The following is an 11,834-nucleotide window of genomic DNA, read 5'->3' as shown; positions in this document are numbered from 1 at the left end:
GCCCGGCAGCAGCACGGTTTCAGCAATTTCGCCGGGTTTGGCACCGATATGGAAGGTCATCGCATTCTCCGTTTTCGGCGAAGCTATGACGTTTTGCGGGGCAGGGGAAGGCTTAGGCTAAACCTGCCGCGAAGCTGGCTTTGTTCAGACAAAACTCGGCATCCGAGGGTTTGGCGAGTGCGCCGCGTTCCAGCGTTTTGCTGCAATTCTTGCGATCTTTGCACTGACCACAGGTATACAGCAAGTCGTGATAGCGGTGGTGATCGGCGCGGACCTGCGCTTCGGTCAGCCCGAAAATCTGCGCCATTGCGATCACGCGGTCGGGCACATCCTGCGGCATCCGCGCGAAGGCCTCGACCTGTTCGCGGGTCATGCCCAGATCATCCAACTCGCGTTGGCTGAGATGCGCGATCTCTTTCATATCTTGCCAGCGGTGCATTAGTGCTTTGATCCGGTCAAACATGGGGGCCTCCTGTGTTGCAGGAGGCATGGCACGGAACGGGCGCGCAGGATTTGATCTGGCGCAAATTGTGCGCAGGCGGCTGGTTTATTCCGCCGCCAGCGTGGTTTTATCGACCAGACCGACGATATCCAGCATGATCCGGTTCAATTCGAAGTCTTTCGGCGTGTAGACGGCGGCGACGCCCATGGCGCGTAAGGCGCTTGCGTCGTCTTCCGGGATGATGCCGCCCACGACCAAAGGAATGTCCGACAACCCGGCCTCGCGCATTTTTGCCAGCGTATCGCGGATCAGCGGAATGTGGCTGCCGGACAGGATCGACAGGCCGATGACATGGGCGTTTTGATCAACGGCGGCGCTGACGATTTCGGCGGGGGTCAGGCGGATGCCCTCGTAGTGGATGTCCATGCCGCAATCACGGGCGCGGGCGGCGATTTGCTCGGCACCGTTGGAGTGGCCGTCAAGTCCCGGTTTCCCCACCAGAAATTTCAGCGGGCGACCGAGTTTCGCAGACAGGATCTGCACGGCTTCACGGATCGGCTCCAGCCCTTCTGTGCGGTTGGAGGGGTTGCGGGAGACACCGGTGGGCGCGCGGTATTCGCCGAAGGCCGTGCGGACCATCAGGCCCCATTCGCCGGTAGTGGCCCCAGCTTTGGCGGCGGCGACCGACGCTGGCATGATGTTTGCGCCGGAGGCTGCGGCAGTGCGCAGGGCGGTGAGGGCGGCTTGCACCGCGGCCTCGTCACGGGTTGCGCGCCATGCGGTCAGCCGTTCGATCTGATCGGCCTCGGCTTTCGGGTCGGAGACCATGATCGAGCCATCGCCAGCGGTCAGCGGGCTGGGCGTGGTTTCAATCCAACGGTTGACGCCGACCACGGTGGTTTCTTTCGATTCAATCTTGGCGATGCGCTCGGCATTGGCCTCGACCAAGCGGCCCTTCATATAGTCGATCGCGGCGACAGCGCCGCCCATCGCGTCGATTTGCGCCAGTTCCGCCCGCGCGCCGTCTTTCAAAGCCGTGACCTTGCGGTCAATCGCCGGGTTGCCGTCGAACAGGTCATCATATTCCAGCAGATCCGTCTCATAGGCGAGGATTTGCTGCATCCGCAAAGACCATTGCTGATCCCAAGGGCGGGGCAGGCCCAAAGCCTCGTTCCAGGCGGGCAGTTGCACGGCGCGGGCGCGGGCGTTTTTCGACAGGGTGACGGCCAGCATTTCGATCAGGATGCGGTAGACGTTGTTTTCCGGCTGTTGCTCGGTCAGGCCCAGAGAGTTGACCTGAACGCCGTAGCGGAAGCGGCGATATTTGGCCTCGGTGATGCCGTAACGGGTCAGGCAAATCTCATCCCAGAGGTCAACGAAGGCGCGCATTTTGCACAGCTCGGTCACGAAGCGGATGCCGGCGTTGACAAAAAACGATATTCTGCCGACCATATTCGGGAAATCAGCTGCCGAAACTTTACCTTTCAGATCATCCAGCACGGCGCAGGCGGTGGCGAGGGCGAAGGCGAGTTCTTGTTCTGGCGTCGCCCCGGCTTCCTGCAAATGGTAGGAACAGACGTTCATCGGGTTCCATTTGGGTAGGTGCTTTTGGGTGTAGGCCGCGACATCGGTGATCATCCGCAGCGAGGGCGCAGGCGGCGCGATATAGGTGCCGCGTGAGAGGTATTCTTTGATGATGTCGTTCTGCACGGTGCCTTGCAGGGCGGTCACATCGGCGCCCTGTTCCTCGGCCACCGCGATGTAAAGCGCCAGCAGCCAAGGCGCTGTGGCGTTGATCGTCATCGACGTATTCATTTGTTCCAAGGGGATATCCTTGAACAACGCCCGCATGTCGCCCAGATGGTTGACCGGAACGCCAACCTTGCCGACCTCGCCGCGCGCCAATTCGTGATCGGAATCGTAGCCGGTTTGGGTTGGCAGATCGAAGGCCACCGACAGCCCGGTCTGCCCTTTCGCCAAATTGCTGCGATAAAGCGCGTTCGAGGCGGCGGCGGTGGAATGCCCGGCATAGGTGCGGAACAACCACGGGGTTTCTTTGCGCGCCATCTCGGCCTCCTGAATCGCATCGGCAATATTCTTGCGTCAGTGCAGCACTAAGCGCAATTTCACGCAAGTGTCAATTCGCTGCGTTGCGGCGAAAGTCTGGGTATTTTTGCAGGGCCCAAACATGACAGCCCTTGTCATTGGAAAACGCGGCACGGTTCCGGCAATCCTCGGGCCATGCCATCCCGGCCAACCCACCAGATGAGGATACCATGAACATCACCCTGCGCCTGAGCCTTGCTGCCCTTGCCTTGACTGCCACCACCCTGCAAGCCGCCGCCTATGACCGGACGGTGCGGATTCACAACAACACCGGGCTGACCTTGGTGAAGTTCCAATCGACCAACTCGGGGGCCTCGCGTTGGGGCCGCGATGTGATGGGGTCTTCGACTTTGGCAAACGGCGGCTCGATGAAGCTGCATTTCGACAACGCCTATGGCTATTGTGAGTTTGATTTCAAGGCGGCGTTCTCGGACGGCACCGTGCTGCAAAAGGCCCGCGTCAATGTCTGCCAGACCGGGGATTACTATTACACCGAGTGAATTTATGCGGTCTGAGAGCATTTGAGACAAATTCGACTTTGAAAGACGGTGCTTTTCAAGACGGCGGCGGGCTGCCAGTATTGTGGCATGACAGACCCCGTCGCCGTGCCATTTTGGCTGCTGTTGCTGATCCTTGCTTTTGCGGCGATCACCTTTGCCTCGCATTTCCTGTTCCCCTCGGTGCGCTGGTTTTTCCGCAAACGCGCCGAGAAGGCGCTGGCGCGGCTGAACCGCCGCTTGGATCGCCCGATTGAATTCTTCAAGCTGGCACGGCGTCAGGACATGATCGTGCGATTGTCCTATGACCCCCGTGTGTTAGAGGCGGTGACGGATCACGCGGCGGAAACCGGGGTGCCGGGTTCGGTGGCGTTCGAGGAAGCCCGCCGCTATGCCCGCGAGATCGTGCCGGGGTTTTCTGCGACGCTGTATTTTGGCGTGGCGATCCGGCTGGCGCGCTGGCTGTCACGGCTGGCGTATCGGGTGCGGATTGGCAAGGTGGATGCGGCTTTGGCGCATATCGATCCGAAGGCCACGGTGATTTTCGTGATGAATCATCGCTCTAACATGGATTATGTGCTGATCACCTGGCTGGTGGCGAACCGCTCGGCGATTTCTTATGCGGTGGGGGAATGGGCGCGGATCTGGCCGCTGAGTGCGCTGATCCGCACAATGGGGGCGTATTTCATAAGGCGCGGCAGCCGCAACACGCTCTATCGGCGGGTGCTGGCGCGTTATGTGCAGATGGCGACGTCAGAGGGCACGACGCAGGCGATTTTTCCCGAGGGCGGGCTGTCTTTGGATGGCCGGGTGGGGGCGGCGAAGATGGGGCTTTTGTCCTACATCGTTTCGGCCTACGAGCCCGGCGGGCGCGATGTGGTGTTCGTGCCGGTGGGTCTGGCCTATGACCGGGTGCTGGAAGATGGGATTTTGACCAATGCCGCCGAGGCTGGCACCCGGCGGTTTCGCGGCAAGCCTTTGGCGATTATCGGGTTTTTGCTGCGCAATCTGTGGCGGAAATTCCGCGGCCGCTTCAAGGGCTTTGGCACTGCTGCGGCTGGCTTTGGTCCGCCGGTATCGCTGCGCGGCTTTCTGGCCGATGCGCCCGACACCCCGACCGAGGAGTTGGGCGCATATCTGATGGCTGAAATCGTCAAAGTGGTGCCGGTGCTGCCGGTGCCTTTGGTGGCGGCTGCCTTGCTGGAAAATCCGCCAGACCGCGCCGCTTTGGCCGAAGCGATGGTGCGCTTGCAAGACCGGCTTGGCGCGCTGGGGGCGGTGATGAAGCTGCCACCGCAAGGCATTGAGGCGACGTTGGAGGAAGGGTTGGCCCCGCTGCTGTCTCGCGGTTTGATCTCGGAAAACCTTCAGATCACCCAAGGCTCCGCCGCGCTGATCGGGTTTTATGCCGCCCCAGTGGCGCAACGGCTGGCCCCGCCGCTGTAGAATTGCCGCAACGCGGCGGACATAAAATTACAAAATATGCATCAAGACTATTGCAAAGTTGCGCCATCGCCCGCTATCACTACCGCAACCCGTCCCGATTCTGCGGCGCGGCATTTGTTGGAGGCAAGCATGGCGTTGGATATCAGCACGGCAATCACCCCCTATGAGGCTCCGGTGAAGGATCTCTATGAGATTGGCGAAATGCCGCCCTTGGGCCATGTTCCGGCGAAAATGTATGCGTGGTCGATCCGCCAAGCCCGGCATGGCGAACCCGATACCGCGATGCAGGTCGAAGTGGTCGATACCTGGAAGCTCGACAGCAACGAAGTGCTGGTGCTGGTGATGGCGGCGGGGGTCAATTACAACGGCGTCTGGGCGGCTTTGGGCGTGCCAATCAGCCCGTTTGATGGCCACAAACAGCCGTTTCATATCGCGGGTTCGGATGCCTCGGGCATCGTCTGGGCGGTGGGTGACAAGGTGAAACGCTGGAAGGTCGGCGACGAGGTCGTGGTGCATTGCAACCAGGACGATGGCGACGATGAAGAATGCAACGGCGGCGATCCGATGTTCTCTCCCAGCCAGCGGATCTGGGGCTATGAGACGCCGGACGGGTCTTTCGCGCAGTTCACCCGCGTGCAGGCGCAGCAGCTGATGCCGCGCCCGAAGCACCTGACATGGGAAGAATCCGCCTGTTATACCCTGACCCTTGCCACCGCCTACCGGATGCTGTTCGGGCATGAACCGCATGATCTGAAGCCGGGGCAGAATGTGCTGGTCTGGGGCGCTTCGGGCGGGCTTGGCTCGTATGCGATCCAGCTGATCAACACGGCGGGCGCCAATGCGATTGGCGTGATCTCGGAGGAAGACAAGCGTGAGTTTGTCATGGGGTTGGGCGCCAAGGGCGTGATCAATCGCAAGGATTTCAAGTGCTGGGGCCAACTGCCGACGGTGAACACGCCGGAATACAACGACTGGCTGAAAGAAGCCCGCAAGTTTGGCAAAGCGATCTGGGACATCACCGGCAAGGGCGTCAGCGTCGATATGGTGTTTGAACATCCGGGCGAGGCGACCTTTCCGGTAAGCTCGCTGGTGTGCAAAAAGGGTGGCATGGTGGTGATCTGCGCCGGCACCTCTGGCTTCAACTGCACCTTCGACGTGCGCTATATGTGGATGCACCAAAAGCGTCTGCAAGGCAGCCATTTTGCGCATCTGAAACAGGCGGCCGCGGCGAACAAGCTGATGATCGAGCGTCGGCTTGACCCCTGCATGTCAGAGGTCTTCCCTTGGGCGGAAATCCCGGCGGCGCATATGTTGATGCGCACCAACAAGCACAAACCCGGCAACATGGCCGTGCTGGTGCAAGCCACCCGCACCGGGTTGCGGACCTTTGAGGATACACTCGACGCCAGTTTGAACCGGTAAGAGTACCGCCCTCTCGCCTCGGAAGATACTTGGGCCAATGTGAACCTCACCCAATTTCACATTGGCTCAAATACTCCGGGGGGAGCGTAAGCTGGGGGGCTGGCCCCCCTCGCGATCTCCCGCATCGCAGCCTTGCAAAACTCGGCCCCGGCAGCGCCGTTGCAAGGGGCTCGATGCCCCGCGAAACGGCATTTGGGTTCAGGTCTGGCCCTTGCAGCCAACCTCGCTTATGGTCGCCAAATGACCGAACTTGCCCCCGTGAAGCTGACCTTTTCCGACGATCAGGCCGAAGCCTTTGACCGCGTTTCGGCGGAATTGTTTGGCATGGGCATTGATCTGGACAATGGCGGGTTAGAGCCTCGGCCAGAGAATAAATCATCGGTTCTGGCGGTGGTGGGGAAGGCCGGGTCGGGCAAGACCATGCTGCTTGCCAGCCTTTATAAAGCTTTGGTCGCGGCGGGTGTTGATCTGGTCTCGGGCGATTACGAGCCGAAAAAGCGCAAGGAACGCCGCAGCTTGGCGATTCTGGCGCCGACCAACAAGGCGGCTTCGGTGCTGCGGATGCGTGGGGTTCCGGCGACCACGATCCACCGGATTCTCTATACTCCGGTTTATGACCCGCAATATGAAAAGATCGCTGAATGGCTGACCGGGCAAGGCCCGCGCCCGGTGGTCGAAGGACTGACCGAACTGGCGCTCGACCGCGCGCATGCGTTTTACCAGAATGTCGCCTCGATCCCCGGCGCTTTGGCTGCGGCGGGGTTGCGGGGGTCGGATTACATCAAGGGCGGGAAGCGGCGCGAAGAGCCGCTGGATATTGGCTTTGTCGACGAATCCTCGATGCTGGATGAACGCGCGCTGAGCGATCTGCGTGAGATTTTCTCAACCTTGGTGCTGTTTGGTGATCCGGCGCAGTTGGCCCCGGTGGGGCTGTCGGGCGAGATGGTGTTTGACCGTCTGGGTGAGGGCCGCAAGCTGGTTCTCAGCCGCATCCATCGGCAGGCGCAGGACAATCCGATCCTGGATCTGGCGCATGCTTTGGGCGATCCGAACCTTGGGTTTGATGAGTTCGAACGGATGGTCGAGGCTGCCTCGAAGAAGGACAGCCGCGTGGTCTGGGCCGAGCGGGTCGATGCCGATCTGATGGCGCGCAGCCCGGTTCTGGTCTGGCGCAATGCGACGCGAATCCGGTTGATCACGGCGTTTCGGGCGGCGCATGGCGCGCCGGATGATCAGTTGCTGCCGGGGGAGCCGTTGATTTGTGATGGCATTGAGCTGCCGCTCAAGCATCGCAAGAAGCGGATTGATCTGGAGGCGCGCGGGCTGATCAAGGGCGCGCAGGTGATCTATTTGGGGCCGGGCAATCGTGCGGGGTTTGCAAAGATTCATGTGGTGGGGGCGGAGGATCCGCAGGTGTCGGCGGCGTCGATCATCAAGATTGAGCGCCCGGATGAGGATGAGCCGTTTATCGCCAGCGCCGCCACGATGGGGGCGGCTTTCCTGCATGGGGCGGCGGTGACGATCCATAAGGCGCAAGGCTCGCAATGGGAAACCGTGCAGGTGTTCGCGCCGGATTTGTATGCGGCGGCGGCGGCGGGGCGGTCAGAGGCGGGGGTGCCGCTGTGGAAACGGCTGGCTTATGTCGCGATCACGCGGGCGCAGCATCGCTTGATGTGGGTGGTGCGGAACCGGCTGGCGCGGCCGTTGGAGGGGTTGACGGTGGACGATTTGAAGCCTGCTTCGGTGCCGCTGACTTTGACTGCGCAGGGCGATGACTAGACTCTGGCGAGGCTTGGGCTAGGGTGGGGAAAAGGATGAGGTTTCGATGATCTGCGTGTTCGTTCAATTTCGCTGCACCCCCGGCAAGACCTATGAGGTCGCCACCGCGATTTATGATCGCGAGGTGGTTTCGGAATTGTATTCGACGAGCGGAGAATATGATCTGATCGCGAAAATCTACATCCCTGACGATGCAGATGTCGGGCATTATCTGTCGGAAAAGCTGTTTGATATTCCGGGGATCGTGCGGACTTTGACCACGATGACCTTCAAGGCGTTTTGAGCGCGGGCAGGTTTGTCCGCGTGTGGACAGGGCTACGGATTCATATGAATCAATGGCTTAGTATGGCCCTGTTGATCTTTCGTTAACCTTCAAACATCACCGCGAGTTTGTTGCCGCTGGGGTCGCGCATATAGGCGGCATACCATGTTGGGCTGTAGATCTCGCGAATGCCGGGGGTGCCTTCGTCTTTGGCCCCTAAGGCCATTGCGGCGGCGTGGAAGGCATCGACCTCGGCGCGGTTGTGTGCGGGCAGGCAGAGCATTTGGCCGTTGCCGGGGCTGGCGGGCTCATTGTTGAACGGCGGGCAGATCCAGAATTTGAAGCCTTCCCCCAAGCCTGCCTCGGAATAGCATTTCCAGCCGCCGGGGAAGTCGCCGTGGGCGGCCCAGCCGATGGTTTTCAGCACGGCATCGTAGAAGGCGTGGGATTGCGCGGGGTCGTTTGCGCCGAGCGTGATGTAGGCGGGCATGTCGGAAGCCTCCGGCGGGAGTATTTCAGAAAGAGCAAATGCTTTTGCGCGCGGTTTGGCGGCGGCGTCAGCGCAGGATTGGCGGGCCGTCTTGGGTGGCGGCTTCGACGAAAGTGGTGATCTTGCTGGGGTCTTTGACGCCCAAGCTGGATTCGACGCCGGAGGAGACATCGACTTGCCGCGCGTTGGTCAGCCGGATCGCCTCGGCGACGTTTTGTGGGGTTAGGCCGCCTGCCAGCATCCACGGCTTCAGCCAGCGGCGTTGCGCGACCAGCCTCCAGTCAAACGACAGGCCATTGCCGCCGGGGAGGGCGGAGTTTTTCGGCGGTTTGGCATCGACCAGAATTTGATCGGCGACGAGGGAATATTCCAGCAGGGCGGCGAGATCGCCTTCGTCGGCAACGCCAATCGCTTTCATCACCGGCAGGCCGTAGCGGGTGCGAATCTCGGCGACGCGTTCAGGGGTCTCATGGCCGTGGAGTTGCAGCATATCCAAGGGCATCGCCTCGGTTATGGCATCAAGCAGGCTGTCGTCGGCATCGACCACAAGGGCGACTTTCGCCAGCCCTATGGGGGCGGCGAGGGTCAGGGTGCGGGCTTGCGGGATGCTCAGATGGCGGGGCGATTTCGGGAAAAACACAAAGCCCGCATAGGCGGCTTTGGTCGCGGCCACGGTGGCCACGTCCTCCAGACTGCGCAGGCCGCAGATTTTGACACGAATATCGGGCATTTACCTGGCCTTGGGGCGGTCGAGCAGGGCGATGATCTCATCTTGTTGCGGCACCGAGGTGGCGTCGCGCATGGTGGCGAGTTCACGCTCCAGCTTGGAGACTTCGCGGGTTTTCGTGGAGGCTACGACGCGATGCTTATGCTCGCGCGCCCATTCCCAGAGGAAACCCACTAGTACGCCGATCACGATGCCGCCAAACAGCACCACGAACACCGGCAGTTCCATCTGCCATGTCAGGCCAAGGAAGGCGGCAAAGTCATCGGGCATGGCTTTGAGCAGAACCGGCGTGCGGTTGGCCAAAGCCACGATCAGCAGGACCAGCCCCACGGCCGCCAAAGTCAAATAACGCAGGTAACGAAGCATTGGACCGCCTTTTCGCAGGTGCTGCCCCACTATCGGGGCAGAAGTGCCGGGGCGCAATGCGGCTTATTTGGCGTTGAGCCGATCGCGCAGCAGTTTGCCGGTTTTGAAGAACGGAACTTTCTTGTCTTCAACGCTGACGGCCTCACCGGTGCGCGGGTTGCGCCCGACACGCGCATCGCGGGCCTTCACCGAGAACGCGCCGAAGCCGCGCAGCTCGACCCGGTCGCCTTTGGCGAGGGCCTCGATGATTTCTTCAAACACCGTGTTGACGATGCGTTCAACATGGCGCTGCGTCAGGTGCGGATTTTCATCCGCGATTTTTTGGATCAGTTCAGACCGGATCATCCGCGATATCCCCCTAGTGGTGCCGCGCCCCTTTGACGGGATTCTCGGCCGTGCCAACCTGTTACGCATTGGACTATAGGCATAATTTTTCACGGCACAAACAAAATTGCAAGCTAAGGGTGCCAAAGCAAAGGGCCCCGCATCGCTGCGGGGCCCCTTTTGTTATCCGCTAACGGAAAGATCAGTTCTTGTCGCCCTTCAGAGCGGCGCCAAGGATGTCGCCCAAGGACGCGCCCGAATCGGAAGAGCCATACTGTTCGACGGCTTCTTTTTCTTCAGCGATCTCACGCGCTTTGATCGACAGACCCATGCGACGGGTCTTCGGATCAATGTTGGTGACGCGGACGTCGATCTTGTCACCGACCGAGAAACGCTCGGGGCGCTGATCGGCACGGTCACGCGACAGGTCGGAGCGACGAATGAACGACTTGGCGCCGTTGTATTCAACCTCAACGCCGCCCTCTTCGATCGCGGTCACCACGACGGTGATGATACCGCCACGTTTCACGCCATCAACCGCATCGGTGAAGGTGTCTTCGCCCAAGGCTTTGATCGAGAGCGAGATACGCTCTTTCTCGACGTCAACTTCGGTGACCGAAGCGGTGACGGTGTCGCCCTTGCGGTAGTTCGCAATCGCGTCTTCGCCGCGCTGGTCCCACGACAGGTCGGACAGGTGAACCATGCCGTCGATGTCGTTGTCGAGGCCAACGAACAGACCGAATTCGGTGATGTTCTTGACTTCGCCTTCGATGTTGGTGCCGATCGGATGGGTTTCGGCAAACACTTCCCACGGGTTGCGCTGGGTCTGCTTGAGGCCCAGAGAAACGCGGCGTTTGGTGCTGTCGATTTCCAGAACCATGACTTCCACTTCCTGGCTGGTCGAAACGATTTTGCCGGGGTGAACGTTTTTCTTGGTCCAGGACATTTCCGAGACGTGGACGAGGCCTTCAACACCGGCTTCCAGTTCCACAAAGGCGCCGTAATCGGTGATGTTGGTGACCCGGCCTTTGTGCACGGTGCCGATGGCATACATTTTCTCAACAGCATCCCACGGATCGGATTGCAGTTGCTTCATGCCGAGGCTGATGCGGTGGGTTTCTTTGTTGATCTTGATGACCTGGACCTTGACGGTCTCACCAATCGCCAGGATTTCCGACGGGTGGTTGACGCGACGCCAAGCCATGTCGGTGACGTGCAACAGGCCGTCAACGCCGCCCAGATCGACGAACGCGCCGTATTCGGTGATGTTTTTCACAACGCCGTCAACAGTTTGGCCTTCAGTCAGGTTGCCGATGACTTCAGCGCGCTGCTCGGCACGCGACTCTTCGAGGATGGCGCGACGCGACACCACGATGTTGCCACGGCGACGATCCATTTTCAGGATCTGGAACGGCTGTTTCATACCCATCAGCGGGCCGGCATCGCGCACAGGGCGGACGTCAACTTGGCTGCCCGGCAGGAAGGCGACAGCGCCGCCCAGATCCACCGTGAAGCCACCTTTGACACGACCGAAGATCGCGCCATCGACGCGGGTTTCGGAAGCGTAGGCTTTTTCCAGACGATCCCAGGCTTCTTCGCGGCGGGCTTTCTCGCGCGAGATCTGGGCTTCACCGCGGGCATTTTCCACGCGGTCGAGGTAGACTTCCACAGTGTCGCCAACGCTGATGTTGGGCTGCTCACCGGGGTTCGCGAATTCTTTCAGATCGATGCGGCCTTCCATCTTGTAGCCGACGTCGATGATGGCCTGGCCCGCTTCGATCGCGATGACCTTGCCTTTGACAACCGTACCTTCTTCGGGGGTGTCAATTTCGAAGCTTTCTTTCAAGAGCGCTTCAAATTCGTCCATAGCTTTAGAGTTCATAGAGTTTGGGTCCTTTTTTCGATATGTCACTGGCCATGCGGTTGGCTCCGCCGGTCTTGCAATAAATAAGCATAGGGCCGTGGCGTGTGCC

Annotated in this window: 12 protein-coding genes; 5 read left to right on the top strand and 7 right to left on the bottom strand. The window is 60.4% G+C overall.

What is annotated here, in order from left to right; genetic code table 11:
* Positions 1-112: 112 nt before the first annotated feature.
* Positions 113-463 carry a DUF1127 domain-containing protein gene (locus U1A24_RS14070; RefSeq protein ID WP_322322604.1) on the bottom strand — a complete coding sequence of 117 codons (351 nt, stop codon included), beginning with the start codon at positions 461-463 and terminating at the stop codon, positions 113-115.
* A gap of 84 nt (positions 464-547) precedes the next feature.
* On the bottom strand, positions 548-2,509 hold the full coding sequence (locus U1A24_RS14065; protein WP_322322603.1) for a protein meaA: 1,962 nt from the start codon (positions 2,507-2,509) through the stop codon (positions 548-550).
* A gap of 131 nt (positions 2,510-2,640) precedes the next feature.
* Between U1A24_RS14065 and U1A24_RS14060 the strand changes: the two genes are divergently transcribed.
* From U1A24_RS14060 to U1A24_RS14040, 5 genes are all read left to right on the top strand, one after another.
* Entirely contained in the window at positions 2,641-3,048 is a 408-nt protein-coding gene (locus U1A24_RS14060; protein WP_322322602.1) for a hypothetical protein, read from the top strand.
* A gap of 87 nt (positions 3,049-3,135) precedes the next feature.
* A complete protein-coding gene (locus U1A24_RS14055; protein ID WP_322322601.1) occupies positions 3,136-4,491 on the top strand; it encodes a 1-acyl-sn-glycerol-3-phosphate acyltransferase in 1,356 nt (451 codons plus the stop codon).
* A gap of 129 nt (positions 4,492-4,620) precedes the next feature.
* Positions 4,621-5,913: a crotonyl-CoA carboxylase/reductase gene (gene ccrA, locus U1A24_RS14050; protein WP_322322600.1), complete on the top strand. Its 1,293-nt coding sequence runs from the start codon at positions 4,621-4,623 to the stop codon at positions 5,911-5,913.
* A 240-nt stretch (positions 5,914-6,153) separates the two neighbouring features.
* Complete coding sequence (locus U1A24_RS14045; protein WP_322322599.1) at positions 6,154-7,692, top strand: ATP-dependent DNA helicase; 1,539 nt, start codon at positions 6,154-6,156, stop codon at positions 7,690-7,692.
* A 46-nt stretch (positions 7,693-7,738) separates the two neighbouring features.
* Positions 7,739-7,975, top strand: coding sequence for an Lrp/AsnC family transcriptional regulator (locus tag U1A24_RS14040; protein WP_299473851.1), 237 nt, complete (start codon positions 7,739-7,741; stop codon positions 7,973-7,975).
* Positions 7,976-8,057: 82 nt separating this feature from the next.
* On the opposite strand, the gene U1A24_RS14035 is transcribed toward U1A24_RS14040, so the two are convergent.
* From U1A24_RS14035 to rpsA, 5 genes are all read right to left on the bottom strand, one after another.
* Entirely contained in the window at positions 8,058-8,444 is a 387-nt protein-coding gene (locus U1A24_RS14035; RefSeq protein ID WP_322322598.1) for a VOC family protein, read from the bottom strand.
* A 67-nt stretch (positions 8,445-8,511) separates the two neighbouring features.
* Entirely contained in the window at positions 8,512-9,174 is a 663-nt protein-coding gene (locus tag U1A24_RS14030; RefSeq protein WP_322322597.1) for a phosphoribosylanthranilate isomerase, read from the bottom strand.
* Complete coding sequence (locus U1A24_RS14025) at positions 9,175-9,537, bottom strand: LapA family protein (protein WP_322322596.1); 363 nt, start codon at positions 9,535-9,537, stop codon at positions 9,175-9,177. It lies immediately after the preceding gene.
* A gap of 63 nt (positions 9,538-9,600) precedes the next feature.
* Positions 9,601-9,882, bottom strand: coding sequence for an integration host factor subunit beta (gene ihfB / locus U1A24_RS14020; RefSeq protein WP_054007070.1), 282 nt, complete (start codon positions 9,880-9,882; stop codon positions 9,601-9,603).
* 181 nt (positions 9,883-10,063) lie between these two features.
* A complete protein-coding gene (gene rpsA / locus U1A24_RS14015) occupies positions 10,064-11,743 on the bottom strand; it encodes a 30S ribosomal protein S1 (RefSeq protein WP_322322595.1) in 1,680 nt (559 codons plus the stop codon).
* Positions 11,744-11,834: the final 91 nt, after the last annotated feature.

It is taken from the genome of Cypionkella sp. (assembly GCF_034376685.1).
GTDB lineage: Bacteria > Pseudomonadota > Alphaproteobacteria > Rhodobacterales > Rhodobacteraceae > Cypionkella.
This window is presented reverse-complemented; position numbering and strand designations above follow the sequence as displayed.